The following is a 26,430-nucleotide window of genomic DNA, read 5'->3' as shown; positions in this document are numbered from 1 at the left end:
AAGCCATGAAAACCTTTCTCTACATAACCGCAGCAACATTGGCTTTGGCTGCCTGCAAACGCGGGAGCGAGGCCATCACGCCCACTTATAAAGACCTGACGGAGGCCGTCTATGCGTCGGGCAGTGTGTACCCGCGCAACGAATACACCGTTACGGCCGACGCGCAGGGCGTGCTCCGGCAGCGGCTCGTCAACGAAGGTGATTCCATCCGGCGCAATCAATTATTGTTTGTGCTGGAGAGTGCAACCGAAGATGCCCGTCGGCAGGCGGCTGCCAATGTCTACCGGCAGTCGCAGGCCAATCTGCGGGGTAGTTCGCCGGTGCTGGCCGAACTGGAAGCGCAGGTACGCAATGCGCAGACCCGGCTCGAAAACGACTCGATCAACTACGCCCGCTTCCGCGACCTCTACGCCCAGAACGCGACCTCAAAGGCCGAACTGGAGCGGGCTGAGTTGAACTACAAAACGGCGCGTAATACCCTGCGCGCTCAGCAGAACGCCCTGGTCCGGACCCGCGATCAACTCCGGTTGGAGGCCGCAAACAGCCGCAGTCAGTTAGTAACGACTGAGGTCGCGGGCAGCCATACGCGCATCCGCAGCTTCGTGGATGGTAAAGTATACGAGGTTTTCAAGGAACCCGGTGAGGTGGTGCGGCCCGGTGAGCAACTGGCACTGGTCGGTAGTGGCCGGGATATCTACGCGCAGTTATCGGTTGATGAAAGCGATTTCGGCAAAATTCGCGTGGGTCAGGAAGTCCTTATCAAAATGGACATTTACGCCGATAAGGTTTTTAAAGCCCGCGTTGCCAAGATTTATCCGAAGCTGAACCGCGCCGATCAGTCGTTTCGGGTGGATGCTGAATTTACGGGCGAACGGCCGGAAGCCTACTATGGCCTGACCGTAGAAGCCAATATCGTAATCAGCCAGAACCAGCGGGTGCTGACCATCCCGAAAAGCTACGTGATCGGTAAAGACAGCGTGTTGGTAGAGGAGGATGGTAAGCAGCGCAAAGTTCGCTTCACAAAAGGGGCCGAAAACTTCGACCTGGTCGAGGTCAAAAGCGGTCTGACGGAGCAGACTAAGATTGTGAGTGCGGAGTAGGGTATAATGAGTGATTGAGCGAGTAAAACCGTTACCAGCTTAATCCGGATAAACCACCCACTCACTCAATCATTCATCACTCAATTCAAGATGGATCTACACATCGCTACACAAATCGCTAAAACGCACCTGCTGGCGAAAAAGAAGCAGACGCTCGTGGCTATGCTGGGTGTAACGTTCGGCATTGCCATGTTTATTACCATGATCTCGTTCATGGAGGGTTCCAACCAGTTTTTGGAGGAGTCGGCGCTGGAGGCCAGTCCGCATATCCGGATGTATAATGAAGTGAACACCCAGCGGCCGAGTCTGCTTGACGAACTGAAGCCGGGGCCGGACCACTTCAACGTGGTGCATCACCAGAAGCCGAAAGACGAACTGGCCCGGCTGCGCAATGGCCTGACGATTGCCCGGCTGATCGAGCAGGAGCCGGGCGTGTTTGGGGTATCACCCCAGGCAGGCACCCAGGCCTTTTACAACAATGGTCCGATCCAGATTTCCGGTACTATATCGGGGGTGGATATTGAGCGGGAGAACCGGCTGTATGACCTGAACCGGCGTATAAAGTCGGGCAGTATCCGGGCGCTGCAAACCAACCCGGAGGGGCTGATTATGGGCGCTACGCTGGCTCGTAAACTCAATGTGCGCGTGGGGGATAAAGTCAGCGTCACCACTCCGCTGGGCACCAACCGCATTCTGCGGATTGTGGGCATTTTCGGCTTTGGTATCGGAACGATTGATAACACCAAAAGCTACGCGAACCTCTCGACGGTACAGGAACTGCTCCAGAAAGAATCCAGCTACGTCACGGATATTCACATCAAAATGGTTGACCCGATGCAGGCCATTCCCAAGGGAAAGCAATTTCGGGCCAAGTATGGCTATTATACCGAAGACTGGGCTACCGCCAACTCCACCATTCTGGCGGGGCAGAAAATACGGACTACGCTGACGTTCGTGGTGTCATTTACGCTGCTGGTGGTGGCCGGCTTCGGTATCTACAACATCATGAACATGACCGTTATCAACAAGATCAAAGACATCGCTATCCTGAAAGCAACCGGCTTCGATGGCAAAGACATTGTGGCTATCTTCCTGTTGCAGGCCGTTTTTATTGGTCTGTCGGGTGGCTTGCTGGGCCTGGCCATCGGGTTCGGACTTAGTTACCTGTTGTCAATTACCCCGTTTGACGCGGGCGATTTTCTGAGTATCAAGACCTTTCCGGTGATATTCGCTCCTAAACACTACATCATGGGCCTGTTGTTTGGGACAATCACAACGGTATTGGCCGGGTTTTTCCCCTCGCGCCGGGCGTCGAAGATTGATCCGGTGGCTATTTTGCGGGGATGAGGTTAAGGATTGAATGGTGGAATGACGGAATGATTGAATCAGGTACACTTACCTATTCTGCTATGGAAACGAGAGCGAATGAGCGAATGGAGCCTACAGTTCCTCAGGTTGGGCAGCCGGTGTTGCGGGCCAGCCACCTTAATAAATACTTCTACGATCCCGAGAAGTTTCAGGTCCTGCGGGATGTAACGTTCGACGTGCAGAAAGGCGAGTTTCTAGCCATCGTGGGTAAGTCGGGCTGCGGTAAATCGACGCTGCTCTACCTGCTCTCGACCATGGATACCGACTACGAAGGTACCATAGAGATGAACGGTACGAGGCTGACCGGCCGGAGCCAGGATTTTCTGTCGCACTTCCGCAACGAGCACCTGGGCTTTGTTTTTCAGTTTCACTTCCTGCTGCCGGAATTTTCGGCATTGCAGAACGTGATGCTGCCGGGGCTGAAATTGGGAAAATATGCTGACAAAGAGGTAGAAGAACGGGCGTACGAAAAGCTCCGGATGATTGGCATGGCTGATTTTGCCCGCAAACCGGCCAGCAAGCTCTCGGGTGGGCAGCAGCAGCGGGTCGCCATTGCCAGGGCGCTGATCAACGACCCGGCGGTGATTATGGGCGACGAGCCGACGGGTAATCTGGACCGGGCCAATTCGCAGAACGTATTCGATATTTTCCGGGATCTGGCCAGCAAAGGGCAGACCATTATTGCCGTCACGCACGACCCGGACTTTGCCGCCGGCTGCGACCGGGAGATCGAGATGAGCGATGGAATGATTATCAGGCAATGAAAATACAGTTTAACAAATACGTCGAGTGGATCATTCTCTGGATCGCCGTGATGGGTATCATCGTGCGGGGGATTGTTTTACCGGCTATTCACTGGAGCCGACAGCTGGTGCTTTTTGCGGCTACCCTGCTGTTTCTGAACCTTGTCTGGCTGTTTCATCTGAATTTTGATCATTATCTCAACCGGAAAGTGCCTTTTGAGCAGAATGTTCGGAAACGGGTCATTATTCAGTTGCTGGTGGGCTGGTCGGTCGTGAAGCTGGTATTATCACCAATCATCATTCTGTTGGTCGACGAAGTAACCCCGAAATTTCCGTTTGTGCTCAACCCGCTGAATGTCATAACCATTGGCGTTGTGGCTTTCCTGGCTAATCTGCTGGTAGCGCTCGGGTTCATTGCCAATCATTTCCTGAATCGCTGGCGGGAAAATGCCGTCCGGGCGGCCCGGCTGGAGAAGGAAAAATCGCAGGTGCAGTACGATAACCTGAAGAATCAGCTGAACCCACACTTTCTGTTCAACAGCCTGTCGTCGCTGGATGGTCTGATCGAGGAGAACCCGGCTCTGGCGCGGCAGTTTTTACGGCAATTATCCAAAGTATACCGCTATGTGCTTCAAAATAAGGATAAAGAGCTGGTACCGCTGGATACCGAGCTGGATTTTATCCAACATTATATTTTTTTATTGAAAACACGTTTCGATGGTGCCTTTTCGGTTATATTTGATATACCCGACCATATTGCCGACAAGGCCATTGTACCCGTAACCCTGCAGATTCTGATCGAAAATGCGATCAAGCATAACGTCATCAATGCAGCGCATCCGCTGACAGTGCAGATATCGGCCGATGATCGTTTTTTGCGGGTGGCGAATGTAATTCAGCGACGTAGCCGGGTAGAGGCCTCCAACGGTCTGGGGCTGAGCAACCTGAAGCTGTTGTACAGTTTCCTGAGTCCAAAGCCCGTGGATGTGCAGGATGACGGAGAGCGTTTTTGTGTAAGGGTACCGCTGCTGGAAAGCGCCGTATAGTAAGACCGTTAACAAGCGGTTGGGCAGCGGGGTTAACAGGAGAACCAAATTTCGAACATATATGGTTAACAACGGTAATGCCCAACAACTGCTGGATAAGACCCTGACGGGTCTGGAGCAGGATGCTGAATCAATGCAGCCGCAGGTCAACGACCTGATCGACCAATGGGTGAAGGCGCTTGGTGCCGGCGACCTGACCCTCGACAATGTAGCGTACGAACTGGAAGAACTAAAACAAGCCCTGAAAGGCGGAAGAGCCCCGCAAATTGCCGGCTCGCTCCACTCCCTGAGTAAGCTCACCAAACGGGCTGCGGGCGAAACATCAGACAGCAATACGGCGGACCGGCTACGGAACCTGGCCGAAACCCTTGACAATGTATCGGCACGGGTGGCTCAATCCCGGTAAAAAGCTTACTGCCAACCCTCTGCCTTAGCCCAGTTTTTGGGAGTCTCACAAAAGAAAACCTTCCGGACGTAGTGCATGGCCGCCTGAACGGTGACCAGCTACTAACCGGAAGGTTTTCTTTGCATCGGCCCGGATGAAAGCCAGTTCGGATACGGAGCTGGCCCATACCGGATTTCGCTGCGTGAGTAGTTAGCAAGTACCGGTATTTTGCTTTAGTATTGGTGTAGAACGTTTATGGCTCAGCTGACCAGCGTGCCGGTTCACCCAACGTCAATTTAACCCTTACTCAATCATGAAGTTGTCATCCCTGCCTGCCTGGCTCCAAGGAACGGTCATTCTGGCTTTGGTATTGTCCATCGCGTCGGCGTTTGTGCCGGAAGCGGAAAAGCAGACGCCACCCCCCCGACCCAACATCATCTTCATTATTTCCGACGACCATACCTCCCAGGCCATCAGCGCCTACGGCAGTAAGCTGGCCAAAACCCCCAACATCGACCGCATTGCGCGGGAGGGGGCTATCCTGTACAACAACATCATCTCTAACTCCATCTGTGGACCAAGCCGGGCGACGTTGCTGACGGGTAAATTCAGCCATACCAACGGCTATAAGTTCAACGAAAAGGTATTCGACGTTAATCAGCCGGTCTTTCCCGAAGAGTTGCAGAAAAACGGCTACCAGACAGCCTGGGTCGGTAAGATGCACCTGGGTAGTCTGCCCCACGGTTTCGATTACCTCAATATCCTACCCGGCCACGGCAGCTATTACAACTCGGATTTTGTTAATACGCAAAACCAGACCAAACGCTATAACGGCTACGTAACGGATGTGGTGACCCAGCTTTCGACCGAGTGGCTGGATAAGCGGGACCCAGACAAACCATTCTTTCTGGTGGTTGGGCATAAGGCCACACACCGGGAGTGGTTACCCGCCATTGAGGATTTAGGCGGTTACGATAACGTTACCTTTCCCCTGCCACCTACGTTTTACGACAATTACGAGGGTCGGCTGGCCGCCCAGAAGCAGGACATGACCATCGACAAGACGATGCGGTTGAAGGAAGACCTTAAAATTCATGTGGATTATGACCTCGATGAAGCTAAGGTTGCCCAGGAAAAAGCCGAGTTACACCAGGCCTATTTTCGCAATCAGGAAATGACACCGGCACTTGATAAGCAACTGGAGAATTTTGTTCGGAACGGAACCTACCGCCGACTCACGCCCGAGCAGAAAAAAGCTTTTTCCAGCTACTATAATCGCATCACCCGGGAGTTCGACGAGAAGAAGCTGAGCGGAAAAGCCCTGGTGGAGTGGAAGTACCAGCGGTATATGCGGGATTATTTGGCTACGGCGAATTCGCTGGACCGCAACATCGGTAAGCTGCTTAATTACTTAGATAAAACCGGATTGGCCAAGAACACGGTGGTTATTTACACCTCCGACCAGGGTTTTTACCTGGGCGAGCACGGCTGGTTCGATAAGCGGTGGATTTATGAAGAGTCACTGAAAACGCCGTTTGTCATTCGCTATCCGGGTGTTATCAAGCCTGGCACGCAGGTGCGGAATGTGGTATCGAATGTAGACTGGGCACCAACCATATTAAGCATGACCGGTACGGCTATACCTCAGACCTTGCAGGGAAAATCGTTCCTGCCGGTATTGACGGGTAAAAAAGCCAACTGGCTGGACCAGGCGTATTACCACTATTATGAATATCCGGAACCGCATCGGGTAGCCCCTCATTTTGGCCTGCGCACGGACCGGTATACCATTGCCCGTTTCTACGGACCGGACAACTTCTGGGAGTTATACGACATCCAGAAAGACCCGCATAATATGAAGAATCTGTACGGTCAGAAAGGCTACGAAAAAATCACCGCTACGTTGAAAGCGCAGCTCCGGGAGCATATCGTCCGGAACAAGGATGACGAAGCGCTCAAGTTGTTCGCGAGCAGTCCACAATGACCTGAAACTCTCAACTTCATTGGCCCGGCAGGTACGGCTCAGGAGTCCGGGTTGCCCATTAATGCTATTCGCAGCGGCTAAAAAGCCGCCAATGTTGCCTAGTCGGGACGGCCTGCCATATACACGTTCTGGTCCTCAAATTCAATGGCGAGTACTTCGGGATCGTACATCGTCAGCAAGGGCACACGGGGCTTGCAGGCCAGTTTCCGTGTAACACTCCGGCCGGTCAGGATGTCGAGCAGACTGCGGTGGTGCGGCACCGTAACCAGCAGTCAACGGAATGGGTGACCAGATACTCATCAATACCTTTCTCCACCTCATCGTGGCGGATAAAGTAGGTATCTGTATTAACCGTATCGAAGTAACTGGCAAATGGCCGGCTTTCATCCAGGGAGAGGGGTTCGGCAGGTTCCGGTCCTTTGATGGTCAGCAAGGTCAGGCCAGCGCTTTTCACCGTCAGCAGATCCTTGAGCGGCCGCAGCGAATGCAGGTGGTTGACCGACTGGTAATCGGTAGCCAGAACTACCTGTTGAAGGGGCCGGATGGAAGCGGTTGCCGGCACAACCAGCACATTGGTTTTTGCGGTACGAATAATGCCGGTGGCTACGCTGCCGAACAGCTCGTTGTTGCCTTCACCGGTGGCACCCAGTACCACATAGTCGAAGTGTTCCTGTGTCAGTATCCACTCGACCGTGCCGACCGTGGTGCCTGGGTAGGTGCGCGTTGTGTATTTATGATAATCGGGTACCGGCTGGGTTGTTACTTCCGCCAGCAGCCGGTTCAGATCCCGCCGGGCTTTTTTCTCCGCTTCCTGAAAGAAAAGGGCGGCACCATAGGGACCGTCGGTATCAACGAAATAGGTATGCAGCAACTGGAATTCCGCGGCAACATCACTGAACATAGCCTGGGCGAAGTGAATAGCTTTCCTGGAGGCTTCGCTAAAGTCGGTTAATAAGAGGATCTTTTTCATGGTCTGTACCAGACTGCTTCCGGCCGTCTGCGTTTAGGGTTTTTGAGAGAATGTCAGGGAGAAAGCCAGCATTCCTGCTGGCTGGGACATTTATACCACCGCGAGCACGGGTATATCCGACTGCCGGGCTACCTGCTGGGTATTACCTTCGGTAATGAGCCGGTGCCACCAGCTGTGCTGCTTAGGCAGCATCATGATCAGATCGGCGCGATTCTCGGCCGCAAAGTTCATTAACGTAAGCGGAAGGTCTGTACCCGGAAGAATGCTGAAGGTATGCGGCTGGTGTTTCAGCATGTCGCGGATGCGTTCGGCTGACCGCTGGATGTTTGGCTGGCCGGGTTCTTCGGTGACGCAGACAACATTCAGACAGGCCCCGAACAGATTGGCAAACCGAACGGCATTGTCGAGGGCTACGGCATCAATTGAATGCGTCAGATCAACGGCGATAACAATATTTTCGAAACTGTTAAACGCGGCTTTAGGTGGTATCAGCAACATGGGTGCCTGGATGTCCGGAATCATGTCTGTGGCCAGACTGCCAAAGTAGCGCACTCCCTCAGAATGGCTGCCGGCCGTGCCCATGATGAGCAGGTCGGCTTGCTGTTCGGCTACTACCTCGTTGATAACATCTTTGGTCAGGCCCTCCTGAGCTAGAATGGAAATGTCGACACTGCCTTTAGCCTCGTCCTGCAACTGACTCATCAGGTCGGATAGCTTCCGTTCGGCCTGGGCTTTCTCGTATTCAGGGATAGAGATCAGACTGTCTGTGGTATAGGTATGCCCAGCCCATGAACGATATACATGCAGAAGCACAAGCCGGGTGTCGCTACGTCCGGCAATCCGGAGGGCAAAGTCGCTGGCGTAACGGGAGTTCTCTGAAAAGTCGGTCGCTAATACGATGGTTTTCATACCTGTATCTTAAGGGATTGATACAAAGGTAGAAAGCCCGTAGCCAGCGGCCCATGACCGGCATCAGGCCGGAAACTGTTTGCGCTCAGTCTTCAGCCTGCCTTATAAACATCCTTTTCGTCTATTTCAATAGGCAGATCTTCGGGATCATATACCGTTAGCAGGGGAACACGGGGTTTGTAAGCCAGCTTCCGCGTAATACTGCGGCCGGTTACAAGGTCGAGCAAACTGCGGTGGTGCGGTACCGTAACCAGCAGATCAACCGGGTGCGTAGCCAGATACTCGTCGATGCCTCTTTCCACTTCATTGTTGCGGATAGAAAATGCGTCCGTGTTGATCGTATCAAAATAGGCGGCAAACTGCTGGCTCTTTTCTGAAACAGACGAGTTGTCGTGCTCCGGTCCGTTAATAGTCAGGAACGTCAGATTGGCACCTTTCATGGTGAGTAGTTCCTTCAACGGCCGTAAGGAGCGCAGGTGGTTGACCGAATGATAATCCGTTGCCAGAACCACCCGCTGAACAGGCCGGCTGGGTACCGTTTCCGGCACGACCAATACACTGGTTTTAACGGTGCGTATGATGCTGGTAGCCACACTACCGAAATACTCATTGTTTCCTCTGCCGGTGGCTCCTAACACTACGTAGTCGAAGTGTTCCTTCGACAGTATCCACTCAACCGCGTCGACGGTTGTGTTGGGATAGGTCCGGGTCAGATACCTGTGGTGATCTGGCACTGGCTGGGTGGTTATTTCACTCAGCAAGCTGTTCAACTGTTGCCGAACCTGCTTTTCCGCTTCCTGATGAAACGTTGTATCACCAAAAGACCCGCTGGTATCGACAGTATAAGAGTGCAGCAGATGAAACTCCGAGGCCGCATCGCTAAACAAAGTCTGAGCGAAGAGAATGGCCTTTTTAGAGGCTTTGCTGAAGTCGGTTAATAATAGTATCTTTTTCATGGCTAGGTATTAGACCGCCAGTATGTGTTTTTGTTTAATAGTAGAACATTTAATTTTTGTTTTATGGCCTTGTCCGGGCAGTAGCCGTCCGGCTCCAACCCCAGCCTGAGGTGTTTATCCGTTATACAGCCGGTCGTAATACTCGGCCGCCATTCGGTCGGAGTCGAAGTAAGGCACAACATCATCCAGGCTATTCTTCATGACCGAAAGCCACTGTGCCGGCTGCTGGTAATACATCGGGATAACCACCTGCTCCAGCAAATCATACAACTGACCGGCATCGGCCTGATCCTGTTCAAAGGTTGACAACTGGCTATCGACCGGCGGAATGACAAACCCGTTGACCTTGTCCCGGATAAATTCAGGAATCCAGCCGTCGAGGGTCGAGACATTGATGGCTCCGTTCATGGCGGCCGTCATTCCGCTGGTGCCGGAGGCTTCGCGGGTGACGCGGGGGGTATTCAGCCAGACATCGGCTCCCTGTTTCAGGATCTTCGAAAGACGCAGTTCATAGCCGGTCAGAATGGCGCAGTTGGGGTAGTGCTTGCTGAGATCGACAATCCGGTCGAAAATACCGATGCCCTGGTAGTCGGCCGGGTAGGGTTTGCCCGCCCAGATAAACTGAACCGGAAAGGCGGAGTTGGCGATCAAACGGTGAAAGCGTTCGAGGTCGTGTAACAGTAAGTCGGCACGTTTGTATCCGGCAAACCGGCGAGCCCAGACGATGGTCAGCACCTCTGGTTTGTATAGCTTACCGGTTTGGTCGGCTATCTCCTCCAGCAGCGGGTGTTTCAGGTGTTTTTTCCGGTGGGTGATTGCTTCGTCATCCTGGTTGCGGAGGTGTTCGTATAAGCGCGCATCCGCCCAATAGTGTTCATTCTGGGCGTTGGTGATGCTGACAATCGGCTCAAGCTGCGGCCGGTTGCTGTACATCTGCCGGAGCGTCCGGGTATGCATTCTGGACACACCATTAGAGACTTTGGCCAGTTGCAGAGCTGCCAGGGTATGATCGAGTATGTCTCCTTCGGGCTGAAAGTACCGTCTTACTTCGTCTGTAGGTACCTGGCCAAAAAAGCTCAGTCGCTCCAGAAACCGCATATCGGTTTTCTGATTGCCGCCGGCTTCGGGCGTGTGGTTGGTAAACACCAGGTGTTCCTGCACTTTCTGCCAGTCCTGCCATTTCTCGTACAGGGCAAACACCAGTGGCAGCGCATGGGATTCGTTGAGGTGGTAGATATCCGGTATCATCCCCAATTCATCCAGTAACCTCACCCCCCCGATACCGAGCAGAATACTCTGGGCGATGCGGGTTTCCGGGTTTGGGTCATATAGTTTATGGGTAATGGTCTGCGCCAGGTAATCGTTTTCGGGCAGGTCGGTACTCAGCAGAAACATGGGTACGGTGCCAAAATGATGCGGAGGCAGGTAGTATGCTGTGACGGTAACGGTCGAGTGATTAACCCGTATCTTAAATTTTATATTGGTAGACTCCAGAAACCCATGCACCTTTTCGACAAACGATACGCCCATTCGCTGGTCGGGCTGCCGCACCTGATCATAATAGCCGTATTTCCAGAGAATACCTACACCCACCAGGTTTTGCAGCAGTTGGGCGGCACTGCGCATGTGCGAACCGGCGAGGTAGCCAAGCCCACCGGCGTAGATCTTGAGCGGCTGGTGAATGGCGTATTCCATTGAGAAATAGGCGACGCTTCGGGTGTATTTGGGGTCGAACGTGTAAGGGTGTGCAAACGAAGTGGACACGATGGTGAATAGTTAGCGGAGTTAACGTCTTGTTTATTGCTGCGCGAAGATACGACGCTAAAAACCTCTTAAGGCTATGATAAAGTTTACATATAAAGCTGATTGAGGTCATAAAAACGGCTCTCCATTTGTACGGAGAGCCGTTTCATACCCAGTAAACCAATTAACCATTGAACCAATACTACTTCCCATGTTGGCTTTTATAATGCTCCGTCAGCAGGTCATCGCCGAAGTCTTTGGTCAGGTCGCGCACCACGGAGTGGATGTGGTTGGCCTGGTTCTGGCTGTTGTCGTATTCGATCAGCAGGGTAGGACCGTGAATGCGGTAATACTGGCCCTTGCCGGGGCCAAAGCCGGGCTGCCGGTCACCCATCCAGGCAAACATCAGTTTATCAAGCCCGGCCTGTTTTAGCCGGTCCAGCTGCTGATCGGCCAGCGTGACATGGAAATTGCCGAGATAGGTGTTCAGCAGGTCCAGAAACAGCTTCTGCTGAGGGCTGGTCATGTCGGCATACGCCAGTCCCTCCTGTTTGTCGAGTGAGGCTTTTCGCTTGTTACTCGTGACGATGTCGTTGGGGCAGGTTTCCGAGATAACGGCTTTCTTCAGCTGGTCTTCCGTAAGGGAGTTCAGCAGGGCATAGCCCAGCGCCGTTTCCTGCTTCAGAATCTGCTTGCCTTTTTGCGGTCCCTCAATGCGCACCTCACCGGGATTGCTGCCCATGAAGGCCGGCGTCATATCGATGATCTTGTTGGTCAGCGACGAAAAGTGCAGCGACAGGTGGTGCCCTTCGATCCGCCAGCCCCAGGGCTCCTTCTCCGAGGGCTCGCCAAAAACGGTAAACGAAAAGTTTTCGGGATCGCGGTAGGTATCGTTGGCCGGCCGTTTCTCGACAATGCGCAAGACATTTTCCAGATCAATAATGGCCGTAGCCTTGGTGTAACCCTGCTCACTCAGCGCGGTTTTCAGCAGGGCCATAGCTGCCTGCCGCTGCTTGTCGTTCATCTGCTTCAGCGGCAGGCCTTTGCGCTCGCGGGGCACAAAATGCCAGTTAAATCGCTCGTCGCTATCGAAGGGGAAGATAGCCTGTTTCCGTTGTTCGGCATCCAGCGCATTGAGGAAGGTTCGCACAGCCGAGGCCATGGCTTTGCTGACCGGCTCTTTTTTGGGGGGCGTAAACGCCAGCAGCCCCAGGGCCATCAGGGTTACTAAAGCTTTCATGGTAAGGGTTTTGGTTAGGAGGGAAAAGGTACAAAACCTACCACGGATTTGCAATTCATGCGCACCACGGATTAGCAAATAGGCGTGTTTGGGAACCTCTACAGGCTAACCTGGTTGCGAATACACTTCAATATTCCTTGGCTGGCACATTATCTGGATTAAAACTACGTATTAATAACTTCCGCCTTGGCGCGGACAAACATAAAGATGCCGTAGCAAAGCAACCCGATGGCTACGGCTCCCAGCAGAAACGAGCCATAGCTGGAGTTCTCCAGAAACGCAAAGGCGCTGCTGCTGCCACCCGCTTCCTGTGCATTGGCGTTGATGGCCGCCTTCATGAACAGGAAGCCAATGATACCCCACACAATTCCGCGGGCAGTATACCCCACTTTACCCGTCTGAATGAGCAGATGTTGCTTATCCGTCGGTAATCGGGACGACTGAATTTTTTTCAGGTATTTGCCCGAATAAGCCCGGTAAATCTGGTAAATCCCAATGCCGATGATACCCAGCGCGACGGCCCCCGCCAGCCACTGACCAAACGGCTGCTCAAGGAGTTTACGAGCCAGTGTCTGGCGGGAGTTACCACCTCCCGAACCGGAAGAACTTCCCAGAACCATCTTAACAGCGTAAAAAGCCAGTGTCCCATAAACTAAGCCGCTGAAGGCGTATCCGATCCGCCGGGCAATGCCTTTCGCGTCGGTTCCTTTTCGTTCAGTATCCATAAAGGCCTGCGTCAGCCGCCAAAGGGCGTAACAAATCAGCCCAACAGCCACCAGGGCCAGCAGCACCTGACCGAATGGTTGCTCCAGAATAAACTGGAATATACCCTGTTTATTTAGATTTTGCTCTGAGTTTCCGCCAAGTTCAAAGGCGGCCATGAAGGCCAGAATACCTACCAGACAGTATACAATACCTTTGGCCGTCAGGCCAAATCGGGCGAAGCGCTGTACCCACTCGGGTCGCGGAGATGTTATATTGGAAGAAATAGCTGAAAAATCCATCGTCTAAATCATTAATGTCTGTTGTTATTCCGTGGAATCTCCACACTAACAAAAGAATAGATTTAGGCGATAAATGTTTAATTGTCTTATCTGAAGGTTTTCTGCTGACAATCAGGTTGTAAAGAAAAACTGTGCCCGCTCAGGCACTTGGTTGAACCGCCAGTTTCCGGCTGATTGCTTCCCCAATTTGCATCAGCGTGTTCGTTTCTTCCTCGGTAAAATCGTAGGGTACCGGTTTAGCGATTCCCAGGGTACCGTATAACTCTCCGTCCAGCATCAGCGGGGCCGTCATGGAACCCTCTACCTTCGTATCCCGGGCTGAGGGACGGGCTACGCCCGATTCATCCGTTTGCAGGTTGCATATCTGCACTGGCTGCCGGCGTTCGGCGGCTACCCCCGCCATGCCTTTGCCGACGGGTATAACCGTCATTTTGGGCAGCAGAAACTCAGGGATACCCTGCTGGGCTTTCAGGTGCAGCAGATTGGTGTCGGGGTCGAGCGTATGTATGGTACCCGTAGTGCAGTCGAAGGCGGTCAGGATTTTGCTCAGGAGTTGGTTCCACTCGATTGCTTCGGGCTGACTCTCTAAAAAGTTAAAAACAGGGGCGGTATCTATAGTCATGTTGTAGTCGTCAAGTTTGTGGCAAATAACGCCGACTCTGCCGACCTAGTCAAGCAAAACTGAGCAAGATCAGCTCCTAGAGGTTTTAAAACGTGACTTTACTGACTTACCAAAGAAGGTCCGCTGGGCAGAATAGCCTTGCGGGCTTTTTGCGCCTGCAACACATGACGGACCTCATGGGCGATGAGAAACCGGAAGGCATCACCCAATGGCAGACTGATCCAGCGGGCAATGGAGATGGGTATCTTCAACCGGCCTATATTAACTGACTGCGCCTGCTGCAACAGGTGGATCAATTGATGCTGCTGTCGAAGAAACTTGGTGAGTACTGCCTTGGCGTCCAGTTGGGGTTTGGGCTGGTGGTTTTTGAATGCCTTGGCTTTGTAGCCGATGGAGCCGTCAGCTTTGGGAAGCATGGCATTGGTGAAATAGTCGCCCAGCCAGCTGCTGCGGAAGGTATCGGTTGGGGGCAACTGACGCGCTTCACCCTGCCGGATAGCCTGCTCCATTAAAGGCAGGTAGTAGTGCCCGTAGCTGTTCAGGTGTTCCAGGCACTGAGCGATGCTCCACTGCCCGATTGCGGGAGCCTGTAACAACTGGTGAGTTGGTAATACACTAAGCTCCTCTACAATTTGAATAAGCTGTTCTACCTCCTGTTGCTGTTGCCGAAGCAAACTCCCGCTGTTAAAGTTTGTCATACCTGAGTGTTTTGTAACATAAAACTACCGAAGGCTATCCGAAAAAATCTTGGTGCAGACCAAGATTTTACCCCCGCTCACAATTTTACCGACGCCATTAGTTTACTGAATGTTGTGGGGTCCAGCCCAAGGTAGGAGGCCAGGTATTTGTGAGGAATCAATTGCAGTACATGCGGGCTGCGGGTCAGCAACACCCGGAATTTCTCTTCGGCAGAATAGGTGGCAATCTCAATATACCGGTCCATCAAACCCGACATAGCCTGGGCCGTGGCCAGGTGAGCCCATCGGCTGATCGCTGGGTGTTTGTCAATCAGCTGGGCAAAATCCGAATACGTCATCCGGAGGAATCGGCTGGCGGTGAGGGTTTCGAGGTAATAGCGCGACGGACGCTGGAGCTGAAACGAATCGGCGATGCCGGAAAAGGAGCCGGTATACGAAAAGATTAACGTTACCTCTTTGTGTCCTTCGCCCAGGTAGTAGGCCCGCTGCACACCCTCCAGTACAAAGTAGAGGTACCGCTCAACCTCGCCGGCTGCGGTTATCACCGTCCTGCGCTTGTAGTTTACCGGGTGCCAGCAGGCAGCAAAGGCTTGCCACTCGTCGTCCGGCAGCGGATACGTTTTAAAAACCAGTTTTTGTAATGCTTCCTGTTCCACCCCGCCGTTCGTGTAAATCAATAGCTAAAACTAATGATTCAGCGTAAACTTGTACCTTTAGGAGGCTGAGAAACACTGTAAATTGCCACTATTGCTCCTGCTACTGTGAAACGCATCGTAAAAATGACCCTTCTCATTCTGATTTCCGCTATTCTGCTTATGGTTCTTGTAGGCTATTCCTTCATCCAACTGGCACCTCAGGTAGGCAGCAATCCCGCCGATGATCGGCTGAAGCGTATTGAAGCCTCCCCCAACTACCGCGACGGTAAGTTTCAGAATCTGGTGGAGACCACCATGGACATTCCCGGTAGCAAGATGCTGAGCGTGATGTGGCGGTTTCTGCGCGGAGGAGAGGATACCGAACCCGCCCAAACCCTGAAAACCGTACGGTTTGATGCGAAGCGGTTTGCGGCCCTGGGACCGGATGAAGTAGCGGTCTGCTGGTTTGGCCATTCGTCGCTGCTGATCCGGATGCACGGCAAAACCTTTCTGACCGACCCGGTATTGGTGGGCGAGCGGGCATCACTGGTTTCGTTTATAGGACCCAAACGCTTCAACTACGACCACAACATCCAGGTAGACGAATTGCCGCCGATTGATGCCGTAATTCTGTCGCACGACCACTACGACCACCTCGATTACCAGACCATGCTCCAGTTAAAAGACAAAGTCAACCGGTTTTATGTGCCGCTGGGCGTGGGCGCTCACCTCATCAAGTGGGGTATTCCGCACAGCGCTATTACGGAGCTGGATTGGTGGAACTCGGTGACCTTCGATGAAAACATCACCTTAGTCTGCACCCCCGCCCGGCACTTCTCGGGCCGGGCGCTCACCAACCGCAACACCACGCTCTGGGCCTCGTGGGTTTTGAAAGGGAAGGAAAAGCGGGTGTACTACGGAGCTGACTCCGGCTACTACCATGGCTTCGGGCAGATCGGCGAAAAATACGGTCCGTTTGACTTGGCCCTGCTGGAGTGCGGAGCCTATAACGAAGACTGGGCCAATATTCACATGATGCCGGAAGAAACCGCCCAGGCCGCCGTGGATGTAAAAGCTACCGTAATGATGCCCATTCATTGGGGCAAGTTCAATCTGGCGCTGCATACCTGGCGCGACCCCATCCGGCGCGTAACCAAAAAAGGCCAGGAACTCGGCCTGACGCTCACGACTCCCCGGATCGGTGAAATGGTGGTGCTGGGGCAGGCGCTGCCGCAGGCGCGCTGGTGGGAGGAGTATCCGTGAACACAAACCGTTTGGTAAATACTGCCAATGGTTTGTGACGGGCCAATTGGGAATAATCAGGGGTCATTTCTCAGGGAAGAAATGACCCCTGATTTCCCGCTATGCTTTTGCCCGGATAGACAGCAGGCTCTGCAACGCAACCGATGCCATCACGAAAAACAAGCCAAGATAAAACGATGCATTCACGGTCTTGCTCTCGCCAAAGAACAGAAACGCCATTATAATGGCATAGATCGGCTCCAGATTAAAGCTCAGGTTGACGGTAAAGGCTGGGATTCGCTTCAAGGATTCCGCAAATAAAACGTATAAGCCAACCGTACAAAACAAGGACAAAAGCAGCAGGTACACCAGATCTTTTAAGCCGGGAAGAAGGCTGGTAGCGGGGAATATATACAGATAGGCAGGCAGTAAAACGCCCAGGCCAACCGTTCCGCCGATCATCTGATAATAGTTAATCACCTTGCTGTCGTACCGTTGCACTAGTCGCTCGTTATAGAGCGTGTAAAGAGCCGCAAAAGCAGATGAGATAGTCCCCAGCGCAATGCCTACCTGATAGGTGGCGTCAAAATGGAAAATCAAGCCAATGCCAAACAAGGTAAGCAAACTCAGTAACAGCTCCGAAGCAACGAATTTTTTCTTAATAAATCCGCTGAAAATGGCGGTGAAAAAGCTGGTCAGGCAATAACACACAACCCCAATGGAGATGTTGGCGTACTTGATGCTGGCATAAAAAAACAACCAGTGGATTGTGATAAAAAGGCCAACTTTGGCGACATCAACCTTTTCCTGGCGATCGATTAACGTATTTACGTTGACAAGCTTCAGGATAAAGAACAGCCAAACAGCCGAGAAGAAGACACGATACCAGACCAGCAGCCCTTCATTCAGAGAGATCAGCTTACCGAATACGCCGGTAAAGCCGGCAAGTATTACCGCAATATGTAATACCAGATATGATTTTTTCATGAAATGTATTCTAACCTGTACGGAACATTAAATGAACAATGAGGTAAATGTTGACGCATGAAAACCCGCCCCAATGGAGTTGGGGCGGGTTTTCATGCGTCAACACGTTATCGACAATTTAAAGGCCCGGAGGGGAGATACAACTCGTGTGATTCATGAAAAACTTTGTACAAAGGTAATAAAAATCAGTTTATGCCTATTTAATTCCAGCCGCCACCCAGCGCCCGGTAAATATTGACCACAGCATTGAGCTGCTGCATCTTGGTCTCAATCAGGTCAAACCGGGATTCCTGTGCATCGCGCTGGGTCAGCAGAACTTCCATATAATCGGCCCGGGCCGAGTTGAACAGGCTATTCGAAATCGTGATGGACTGGGTAAGCGCCTGCACCTCTTTCGCCTTTACGTCATAACTCTTCGCCAGATTATTGATCTTCGCCAGCTGATTGGCCACCTCCATGTACGCGTTCAGAATGGTCCGTTCGTAATTATAAACGGCCTGAATCTGCCGGGCATTGGCACTGTAGTAAGTGGCGATAATCGCGTTTTTGTTGATCAGCGGTCCTGCCAGATCGCCTGCTAATCCAAAAATTAATGACTCCGGGGTTTTCAGCAAATAGGCCGGATTGAAAGCCATATAACCCAGATTAGCCGAAATGCCCAATGACGGATAAAACCGGGCTTTGGCTACTTTGACATCCAGCCTGGCGGCTTCCAGTTCCTGTTCGGCCTGCCGGATATCGGGACGATTAGCCAGCAGTTGCGACGGAAGACCCACATACATGGTAGCCGGCACCAGGTCATTGAAGTTTTGCGAGTTCCGGGCAACCGGCTGTGGGTAGCGACCTGTCAGGAAGTTGATCCGGTTCTCCGTCTCGACAATCCGCTGCTGAATGCCATACTGCAAATTCTGGGTGTTCAGCACCTGGGCTTCAAACCGGCGTACGGCCAGTTCGGTTACGCGGGTGGCCTCTTTTTGGATACGGACAATTCGCAGCGCATTAGTCTGAATCTCGATGTTCTGCCGGACAATCTCCAGTTCATTATCCAGCGCCAGTAATTCATAATACGAATTGGCGATCTCGGAAATCAGATTCGTCACCGTGAAGTTTCGGCCTTCCACGCTGGCCAGGTACCGGTTCACGGCTGCCTTCTTGGCATTGCGGAGCTTATGCCAGATGTCTATTTCCCAGGTAGCGTAAGCTCCCCCGTAGAGGTTAGGCAGCGGATCGGGCGTACTTTTGCCGGGTTTGATTTCGGTGGCTTCCACGGTAGCACCCGGCAGCGTATAGCGGCCAACTTTATCGACACCGGCGCCCCCTCTCAGTCCGACAAAAGGCTGGTATTCCCCTTGTCGGGTTCTGACTTCGTTGCGGGCGATCTCTAGTTCCTGCGTCGTGATGTTCAGCTCCTGGTTGTTTTTCAGGGCTGTATCAATCAGCGCAACCAGGGTGGGGTCGGTAAAGAAGCTGCGCCAACTGATTTTTGCCGTGTTCGTCGAATCCTGCGCGTTGTTGAAATAAGCAGGCAATGTCCTGTTCTCTGTTCTGGTAAGTAAAGCAGGCGTTTTACAGGCTGCAAAGGCAAATGACAGGCAGGCTATCGGTACGCCGACGCGGTCCAACCATCTATGTATGCGTTTATTGAACATGATTCGTACTTTCTTCAGTTACAGGAAACGTGTCTAATTGATGAACCAGGCTTTCGGTCAGCGGATCATCTTCTTCCCCCCTGATCATCTTCCGGCCATCGGCCAGATGGCCAAATATGTAGTATAAACCAGGGATGATGATGACTCCGAAAATGGTGCCGAACAACATCCCACCCAGCGCAGACGCACCAATGGTTCTGTTACCAATAGCGCCTGCCCCCGTAGCAATAATTAAGGGTATCAAACCGGCAACAAAAGCGAAGGAGGTCATCAGGATAGGGCGGAAACGGACCCTGGCTCCTTCAATGGCTGCGTTCAGGATCGTTTCGCCCTGTTGGCGCTTCTGAACGGCAAACTCAACGATCAGGACGGCGTTTTTACCTAGCAGACCCACCAGCATGATAAGGCCGATCTGAGCATAAATGTTGTTTTCCAGCCCCATCAGCTTCAGCAGCAAAAACGAACCAAATACCCCAGCCGGCAGCGAAAACACCACCGCCAGCGGAATGATGAAGCTTTCGTACTGCGCGGCAAGCACAAAGTAGACAAAGGCCAGGACAATCAGGAACACATACAGCGCTTCATTTCCCCGGATCGACTCGTCATAGGAAAGGCCTTCAAAAGCAATGTCGTACCCCCTTGGTAATGTCTTGGCGGCAACCTCCCGGATGGCGTGTATGGCATCGGCGGTGGTATAACCCTTGGCCGGAAGGCCCTGAATGGCGGATGAGTTATACAAATTGAACCGGGTAATTTCATTGGGCCCCTGGCCTTTTTTCAGCCGCATGAAGGCTGAGTAGGGTACCATTTCGCCATGATCATTCTTGACAAACAGCTTTAACAGATCGGAAGGAAGCCGTCTGAAGCTGGGGTAAGATTGTACGTACACTTTGAAAAACTGATTGAACTTAATGAAGCCCTGTTCGTAGGTGCTGCCAATCAGGATATTCAGGTTTTCCATGGCACTCCCGATGGATACGCCTTTTTGCATCGCCAGATTATTGTCGATCTCCAGTTCGTATTGCGGATAATTGGCTGCAAAAAAGGTAAACAGGCCGGTGAGTTCTTTGCGCTTGCCCAGATTATCCATGAACTCTTTATTGATTTTATCGAATTCGCGATAGTCTGTATCCGTCGTTTTGTCCAGCAAACGCATGGAAAAACCGCCTGAGGTACCAAATCCCGGAATGGCGGGTGGTTCAAAGAACTCAACAATGGCTCCCAGACCTTTCGATTTCTCCTCCAGTTCCTCCATAATCTCCTTCACGTTCTGGTGACGATCCGACCAGGGTTTCAGGTTGATCAGGCAGGTACCGGCGTTGGAACCCCGGCCTTCGGTCATGATCTCGTAACCGGCCAGCGACGATACCGATTCTACCCCTTCGATGTCTTCACAGATTTTCTGGAGCCGTTGCGACACCTCGTTGGTTTTCTCCAGGGTAGAGCCCGGAGGGGTCTGGATAATGGCGTAAATCGTGCCCTGGTCTTCGTTCGGAATGAAACCGGCCGGCAGAATGGTATTTTCGTAGAATATGCCCGCACAAAAGGCTAGCAATACGCCGAACGTTACGACTCTCCGGTTGACGATCAGTTTCAACAGGCTCACGTACCGGCCGGTCAGTTTATCAAACGACCGGTTGAAACTGTCGAGCGCTCTGGTCAGCAGGTTCTTCTTCTTGGGATGACTATTGTGATTTTTCAACAGCATGGCACACAACACGGGCGTCAGCGTCAGCGCGATCAGCGCCGAAATCACGATTGAACTGGCCATGGTAATGGAGAACTGCCGGTAAAAGGTCCCAACCGGGCCCGACATAAAGGATATGGGCAGGAATACCGACACCATTACCATGGTAATGGCGATAATGGCGCCACTGATTTCCCCAAGCACTTTTTTAACCGCACCATAAGGCGTCAGATGCGGCTCTTCTTCCATCTTGGCGTGTACGGCCTCGACCACCACAATGGCATCATCCACCACAATACCAATCGCCAGCACCAGGGCAAAGAGCGTTACCAGGTTGATGGAAAGCCCGAAGAATTGAATCACAAAAAACGCACCGATCAGCGATACCGGCACCGCCAGGATCGGGATCAGGGTAGAACGCCAGTCGCCCAGGAAGATGAACACCACAAAGGCGACCAGGAGAAAGGCATCGCGCAGGGTATGAATGACCTGCTCGATCGACGCATCCAGAAACTGGGAGACATCATAGCTGATTTTATAGTCCATACCCGGCGGAAAGGAAGCTTTCATTTCCGCAAGCTTTTCTTTTACCTCGGCAATCACATCACTGGCATTACTGCCGTAGTTCTGCTTCAACACAATGGCGGCCGACGCGTGGCCGTCCAGGTTTGAATAGATGTCAAAGAATTCACTGCCCAGTTCTACTGTGGCAATATCCTTCAGGTGAATGCTTTCGCCTGCTGCATTGGCCCGGATAATAATACTTTCATACTCTTCCGGCTTGTTATACCGGCCTTTGTAGGTGAGCACATATTCCAACGACTGGGCCGCTATACCGGAGCTTTGGCCGATCCGGCCGGGTCGGCCAATGATGCTCTGTTCGCCTAATGCTTTCATGACCTCCTCGACGGAGATGTTATAGGCCCGCATGCGGTCGGGGTTCAGCCAGACGCGCATCGCATACCGGCGGCTCCCCAATATCTGCGCTCTGGCTACCCCCCGGGTCCGCTGGATCTCGGGGATCATCTTCACGGTAGCGTAGTTGAACAGGAATTTCTCGTCTATGCTCTTCGTCTTGGAGTAGAGGTTAACGTACATCAGCATACTTGGCTGGATGGGCGTAATAATGACCCCTTCCCGCTGAACCAGTTCCGGCAGCAGCGGCATCACCTGGTCTACCCTGGTTTTTACCCGGATAACGGCATCGTTGGGGTCCGTACCCGGCTCAAAAATAATCCGCAGGGTAGCCTCGCCCGCGCTGGTAGCATCGGTCGCTATATACCGCATATCCTGAACCCCGTTGATGGCCTGTTCCAGCGTAATCAGCGTAGATTTGACCAGGACATCGGCACTGGAGCCGGGGTAGGCAATAAAGATATTGACGGTGGTGGGGGCAATATCCGGGAATTGAGAAATTGGCAATTTCTTGATGGCCAGTATCCCAATAAAGACGATCATGACTGATATGACAATGGCAAATACCGGTCGGCGTATGAATTTACTAAACATATTTTCTAGGCTTCTGCTGGCTGATTTTCTGGAAAGAGGCTTACTCGGCGTATAAGTCCAACTGATTGATGACCGAATCAGGCTGCAGGAATTTGTACTGTATCTTCTGATTTTCCCGTACCTGCCGTAAGCCTTCCAGCAGGATCTTATCCCCTTTGTTCAGCCCCGCTTTAACGACGAAAATGTGGGGTAACTCGGCGGCTATGGTGATGTCCCTCGACCGGATCATGTTGTCTTTATCCACCACATATACATACTTCTTTTCCAGCACTTCGAAGGTGGCTTTCTGCGGAATGATCAGCGCATTCTTCAGCGGTACCGTCATCTGGATGCTACCTGTTTCTCCGTGTCGTAACAGCCTTTTAGGATTAGGGAAGGTGGCCCGGAACGCAATATTTCCGGTTTCATTGTTAAAGTCAGCTTCAATGGTTTCAACTACGCCGGGATACTCGAACAGCTTATTGTTGGCCATGAGCAGATTAACTTTTGTCTGTCCGTTGGTTGCCTTATAATCAAGGTATTCTGCTTCCGGAACGTTGTAATAAACCCACATTTTGCTGTTGTCAGATAACGTGGTCAGCAAATCACCTTCATCGACAAGGCTCCCCAGCCGTACCTGGAAGTGGTCCATAATACCGGAGAACGGGGCTCTGATCTGGGTAAATTGCAGATGAGTCTGGGCCAGGGTCAATTCTGCTTTGGCCTTATCTAATTTGGCCTTGGCCAAGGCCAGCTCATTACGGGAGACGACATTGCTGTCGGCCAGCTTTTTGGTGTTCTGGTACTCAATACCCACGAAATTAACTTCGGCTTCCGCCTTTTGGCGTTCGGCCTGGTAGAGCATGGGCATGATCTGAAACATAAGCTGCCCTTTTGGTACGAACTGGCCTTCGTCCACATAAATCTTCTGCAGATAGCCTTTCTCGAGCGCTCTGAGTTCAATATGCTGTATTGAATGGATCTGACAGACGTAGTCTTTAATAACCGTTGTGTCCTTTTGCAAGGGGCTGGTCACTAGAAACCTGGTTTGTTCTTCCTTCGGTTCTTCTTCTTTATTAGCAAAGCTTGAACAGCCCCAGATGGCACACAAGCTGATGAACATGAGGACTTGTTTCATGTATTTTTTATAATTCAGGGGATTTTTGACGATTTTAAAAGACAGATATGTGAAAATGCCTGAGAGGCTAGAAAGCGGTTTGTGTTTTTACGAAGGCTATGGTGCCGCAGAGTGCTGAACGGCAACAGCCTTGCCCGGAGGTGCGTTAGGTGCCTGCTCCAGCCGGCGAAGCAGGCTGTCTTTCTGTTCGTTGGCCCGTATGCATTCTGAAAGCTGCTGTTGGTAGGCCGCAGGGTTCAACAGGTTAGCCGTGTTATATAACTCGTATTCATTGAGGCTTCGCTGACGGCTCTGCCTGTATAGCAAATAGCCGTTGAACATGAGCGAAAGCGCTAATGCGAGCCCAAACCCGTAGAGTAAAATAGAGGGAAAAGTCCGACGCTGCATACCTTGTATCTTCTGTGACTGATACAAAGCACGCCTGACAATATTAGAACGGTGTGAGAGTGAAATTAGAAAACATTAGAAGGGTTACTCCTGGTTTGGCAAACGAATGGTAACCGAGGTGCCCTGGTTCACGGCGGAGTTGATCTGGAGCGTGCCCTGGTGCAGATCGATTATTTTCTGCGTGACGGCCAGACCTATGCCATAGCCAGGGACCCCCTCTACGTTTTTTCCCCGGAAAAGCGGATCAAGGATTTGGGCCGCATCGGTTTCGTCAATACCCCGCCCCCGGTCAGTTACGGTTATTATAATTTGGTCTTCCCTAACCTGCAGTTGTATAGAAACCGCATCGCTGGAATATTTGCAGGCATTATCCAGCACGTTCAAAAAGGCCGTGGTCAGCAGCGTTGCGTTGCCTTTCACCGTAAACGATTCTTCTTCACCTGCCATAAACTGAAGGGGCAGGTTCCGGCCCGGATACCTGGCCTGGACCTGCTCAATGGCCGTGAGCAGGCAATCATCTACCTGAACGGCCGTTAGTGCCACCGTACCGTCGGTTACTTTGGCCAAACCCAGCAGCCCATTCGTCAGAGCAATCACTTTTTTGAGTTCGTCAACGGCTACTTCCATGCTTTCGCGCCAATCGATTGGATTCTTGTCGTACCGCAGGGATGTCTCCAGCGTCCCCAGGGTATTGGTGAGCGGGGTGCGCAGTTCGTGGGAAGCGTGAGAAACAAAGCTGCGTTGGGAAACAAAGGCATCTTCCAGCCGAAAAAGCATCCGGTTGAAGGTGATGGCGAGTTGGGCAATTTCATCCTGGCGATTGCCTTCGTTCACCCGCTTGTGCAGATCCTGAGCGGTGATCTGCTCCACTTCCTCTACGATCTGGGAAATGGGATTCAGCACCCGGCCGGAGAAATACCAACCGGCCACCATCGTCAACGCAAAACCCAGCAGATTAGCCAGCAGCAGAATTTGTTGCAGTGTTCCCAGTTTAGCTAATCCGATCCGGTCGTAGCCCGAGACAAAAATGTAAAACAGCTGGTTTCGATCCTGATAAGGTATAACAATGGATTCGAGATGACCACTGTTGAATTCAAACAGGGAATTGGTCGCCAGCAGGGGTATCTTTTCTTTATAATACTCTGATTCCTTTAAGTTGCGGTTGGTAAACACCAGATTGTGTTGGTTGTCGAAAATACTGATTTGCTCCTCTACGATGGTGAGCAGGTCGGTGCGCACCATGTTTTTAAAGAAGTTGTCATGCAGATGCCGCCGGGAAATCAGTACTCGTCCAGCCACACGGGCTTTTGACTCCAACCGGCTGTAAAATTCCTCCTGCCGGTAGAGCGAATAGAAGTACCACACCAGCATCGACAGTGTAACCTGGATGGTCGTAGCCAGCAAGGTAAAAATGATTGTCAGGCGATTGCGGATAAGCATGTGTGGCTGGTTAATTGGTTAACTGGTTGAGTGGTTCATTAGATAAGTGGTTAGTTCGAAACAACCAGTTAACCAATCAACCAAATCTATCCTTCCCGTAGCACATATCCCATTCCCACAATGGTATGCAGTAATTTAGGCGAAAAACCTTTATCGATTTTCTTGCGGAGGTAGCTGATATATACGTCAATTATGTTGGTGTTGCTATCGAAATTCAGGCTCCAGACCCGTTCGCTGATGTCTACCCGCGAGATGATTTTTCCTTTGTTGAGCATCAGGTATTCCATCAGGGAGTATTCGCGGGTGGTCAGGTCGATGCGTTTACCCGCCCTGGTCACGGTTTTGGTGTCCAGGTTCAGTTCCAGATCGGCCAGACGGAGTATCTGCTTCTGTTTGGGACCGTGCCGGCGGGTCAGGGCCCGGAGCCGCAAAAGCAATTCCTGAAACTCAAAGGGTTTGGCCAGGTAATCGTCTGCGCCGGCGTTGAAGCCATCCGCCTTGTCAGCCAGACTATCCAGCGCGGTTAGCATCAGCACGGGCACATCTTCATTCTCCGCCCGGATCTGCCGGCACAACTCAAAGCCGTTCATCTGCGGCAGATTGACATCCAGAATGATGATATCATAAACATCTTTGCGAAACAAAGACAGGCCCGTCCGTCCGTCGTAGGCGACGGCAACTTCGTAGCCTTCGGCCGAAATACCTTTGCGGATAAAGGAGACCACCCGCTCTTCGTCTTCAACTAACAGCACTTTCATGAAAACGAAGTTGGGTAAATATTACGTTCGGTGGGCATACAATCAAGCAAATACTATTTTTTGGCTGTGTTTTACCGGGAAGTGTCTGCCAGCCTCCTTTGCGTAACCTTAGCTGCCCTGGCATCGTATATAGAGTAGCGTAGACAGGCCTGTTTGTAGGGCCGGGGTTTAATCTGGCCTGATACACCTCGTCCGGCGCGTCACCTAAAAGGAATACGCCCGAAGTGATTATCGCTTCTAATACCCATCTT

The 26,430-nt window shown here is 52.0% G+C and carries 24 protein-coding genes; 7 read left to right on the top strand and 17 right to left on the bottom strand.

Going from position 1 to position 26,430, the window contains the following annotated elements:
• Positions 1-5 precede the first annotated feature (5 nt).
• The 6 genes from ABD949_RS01900 to ABD949_RS01875 all read left to right on the top strand — a co-directional run bounded on the left by ABD949_RS01900 (position 6) and on the right by ABD949_RS01875 (position 6,626).
• A complete protein-coding gene (locus ABD949_RS01900) occupies positions 6-1,100 on the top strand; it encodes an efflux RND transporter periplasmic adaptor subunit (RefSeq protein ID WP_345240030.1) in 1,095 nt (364 codons plus the stop codon).
• A gap of 90 nt (positions 1,101-1,190) precedes the next feature.
• Positions 1,191-2,447: an ABC transporter permease gene (locus ABD949_RS01895; protein WP_345240029.1), complete on the top strand. Its 1,257-nt coding sequence runs from the start codon at positions 1,191-1,193 to the stop codon at positions 2,445-2,447.
• A gap of 62 nt (positions 2,448-2,509) precedes the next feature.
• Positions 2,510-3,232 carry an ABC transporter ATP-binding protein gene (locus ABD949_RS01890; RefSeq protein ID WP_345240028.1) on the top strand — a complete coding sequence of 241 codons (723 nt, stop codon included), beginning with the start codon at positions 2,510-2,512 and terminating at the stop codon, positions 3,230-3,232.
• Positions 3,229-4,257, top strand: a complete 1,029-nt coding sequence (locus ABD949_RS01885) for a sensor histidine kinase (RefSeq protein ID WP_345240027.1) — start codon at positions 3,229-3,231, stop codon at positions 4,255-4,257. The genes ABD949_RS01890 and ABD949_RS01885 overlap by 4 nt, the downstream gene beginning before the upstream one ends.
• Positions 4,258-4,318: 61 nt before the next feature.
• Positions 4,319-4,663 carry a hypothetical protein gene (locus ABD949_RS01880; RefSeq protein ID WP_345240026.1) on the top strand — a complete coding sequence of 115 codons (345 nt, stop codon included), beginning with the start codon at positions 4,319-4,321 and terminating at the stop codon, positions 4,661-4,663.
• Between the two features lie 292 nt (positions 4,664-4,955).
• Complete coding sequence (locus tag ABD949_RS01875) at positions 4,956-6,626, top strand: sulfatase family protein (protein WP_345240025.1); 1,671 nt, start codon at positions 4,956-4,958, stop codon at positions 6,624-6,626.
• 98 nt (positions 6,627-6,724) lie between these two features.
• On the opposite strand, the gene ABD949_RS01870 is transcribed toward ABD949_RS01875, so the two are convergent.
• The 10 genes from ABD949_RS01870 to ABD949_RS01825 form a co-directional block, all read right to left on the bottom strand.
• Positions 6,725-6,886 carry a hypothetical protein gene (locus ABD949_RS01870; RefSeq protein WP_345240023.1) on the bottom strand — a complete coding sequence of 54 codons (162 nt, stop codon included), beginning with the start codon at positions 6,884-6,886 and terminating at the stop codon, positions 6,725-6,727.
• Entirely contained in the window at positions 6,853-7,596 is a 744-nt protein-coding gene (locus ABD949_RS01865) for a universal stress protein (protein ID WP_345240021.1), read from the bottom strand. The genes ABD949_RS01870 and ABD949_RS01865 overlap by 34 nt, the downstream gene beginning before the upstream one ends.
• Before the next feature lie 90 nt (positions 7,597-7,686).
• Positions 7,687-8,505 (bottom strand): universal stress protein, encoded by an 819-nt coding sequence (locus tag ABD949_RS01860; RefSeq protein ID WP_345240020.1) that lies wholly within the window; start codon positions 8,503-8,505, stop codon positions 7,687-7,689.
• Between the two features lie 92 nt (positions 8,506-8,597).
• A complete protein-coding gene (locus ABD949_RS01855) occupies positions 8,598-9,461 on the bottom strand; it encodes a universal stress protein (RefSeq protein ID WP_345240018.1) in 864 nt (287 codons plus the stop codon).
• A gap of 114 nt (positions 9,462-9,575) precedes the next feature.
• Positions 9,576-11,225 carry an alpha-glucan family phosphorylase gene (gene glgP / locus ABD949_RS01850; RefSeq protein WP_345240017.1) on the bottom strand — a complete coding sequence of 550 codons (1,650 nt, stop codon included), beginning with the start codon at positions 11,223-11,225 and terminating at the stop codon, positions 9,576-9,578.
• 181 nt (positions 11,226-11,406) lie between these two features.
• Entirely contained in the window at positions 11,407-12,444 is a 1,038-nt protein-coding gene (locus ABD949_RS01845) for a DUF3500 domain-containing protein (protein WP_345240015.1), read from the bottom strand.
• Positions 12,445-12,608: 164 nt separating this feature from the next.
• Complete coding sequence (locus ABD949_RS01840) at positions 12,609-13,448, bottom strand: DUF1206 domain-containing protein (protein ID WP_345240013.1); 840 nt, start codon at positions 13,446-13,448, stop codon at positions 12,609-12,611.
• Positions 13,449-13,587: 139 nt separating this feature from the next.
• Positions 13,588-14,070: a GAF domain-containing protein gene (locus tag ABD949_RS01835; protein WP_345240011.1), complete on the bottom strand. Its 483-nt coding sequence runs from the start codon at positions 14,068-14,070 to the stop codon at positions 13,588-13,590.
• A 98-nt stretch (positions 14,071-14,168) separates the two neighbouring features.
• Positions 14,169-14,768 carry a DinB family protein gene (locus ABD949_RS01830; RefSeq protein WP_345240009.1) on the bottom strand — a complete coding sequence of 200 codons (600 nt, stop codon included), beginning with the start codon at positions 14,766-14,768 and terminating at the stop codon, positions 14,169-14,171.
• Positions 14,769-14,845: 77 nt separating this feature from the next.
• Complete coding sequence (locus ABD949_RS01825) at positions 14,846-15,445, bottom strand: Crp/Fnr family transcriptional regulator (RefSeq protein WP_345240007.1); 600 nt, start codon at positions 15,443-15,445, stop codon at positions 14,846-14,848.
• 102 nt (positions 15,446-15,547) lie between these two features.
• On the opposite strand from ABD949_RS01825, the gene ABD949_RS01820 reads away from it, so the two are divergent.
• On the top strand, positions 15,548-16,666 hold the full coding sequence (locus tag ABD949_RS01820; protein WP_345240005.1) for an MBL fold metallo-hydrolase: 1,119 nt from the start codon (positions 15,548-15,550) through the stop codon (positions 16,664-16,666).
• 99 nt (positions 16,667-16,765) lie between these two features.
• Here ABD949_RS01820 and ABD949_RS01815 read toward each other — a convergent pair whose 3' ends face one another.
• From ABD949_RS01815 to ABD949_RS01785, 7 genes are all read right to left on the bottom strand, one after another.
• A complete protein-coding gene (locus ABD949_RS01815) occupies positions 16,766-17,632 on the bottom strand; it encodes a DMT family transporter (protein WP_345240004.1) in 867 nt (288 codons plus the stop codon).
• Positions 17,633-17,832: 200 nt separating this feature from the next.
• On the bottom strand, positions 17,833-19,281 hold the full coding sequence (locus ABD949_RS01810) for a TolC family protein (RefSeq protein WP_345240002.1): 1,449 nt from the start codon (positions 19,279-19,281) through the stop codon (positions 17,833-17,835).
• Positions 19,271-22,477 (bottom strand): efflux RND transporter permease subunit, encoded by a 3,207-nt coding sequence (locus ABD949_RS01805; protein ID WP_345239999.1) that lies wholly within the window; start codon positions 22,475-22,477, stop codon positions 19,271-19,273. The genes ABD949_RS01810 and ABD949_RS01805 overlap by 11 nt, the downstream gene beginning before the upstream one ends.
• A 40-nt stretch (positions 22,478-22,517) precedes the next feature.
• On the bottom strand, positions 22,518-23,594 hold the full coding sequence (locus ABD949_RS01800; RefSeq protein ID WP_345239998.1) for an efflux RND transporter periplasmic adaptor subunit: 1,077 nt from the start codon (positions 23,592-23,594) through the stop codon (positions 22,518-22,520).
• A 96-nt stretch (positions 23,595-23,690) separates the two neighbouring features.
• Positions 23,691-23,981, bottom strand: a complete 291-nt coding sequence (locus ABD949_RS01795) for a hypothetical protein (RefSeq protein WP_345239997.1) — start codon at positions 23,979-23,981, stop codon at positions 23,691-23,693.
• A gap of 84 nt (positions 23,982-24,065) precedes the next feature.
• Positions 24,066-25,421 carry a HAMP domain-containing sensor histidine kinase gene (locus tag ABD949_RS01790; RefSeq protein WP_345239996.1) on the bottom strand — a complete coding sequence of 452 codons (1,356 nt, stop codon included), beginning with the start codon at positions 25,419-25,421 and terminating at the stop codon, positions 24,066-24,068.
• An 86-nt stretch (positions 25,422-25,507) separates the two neighbouring features.
• Complete coding sequence (locus tag ABD949_RS01785) at positions 25,508-26,179, bottom strand: response regulator (RefSeq protein ID WP_345239995.1); 672 nt, start codon at positions 26,177-26,179, stop codon at positions 25,508-25,510.
• Positions 26,180-26,430 lie beyond the last annotated feature (251 nt).

Source organism: Nibrella saemangeumensis (genome assembly GCF_039541915.1).
Classification (GTDB): Bacteria; Bacteroidota; Bacteroidia; order Cytophagales; family Spirosomataceae; genus Nibrella; species Nibrella saemangeumensis.
Note: the sequence above shows the minus strand (reverse complement) of the source record. Positions and strands in the feature narration are given on the sequence as shown.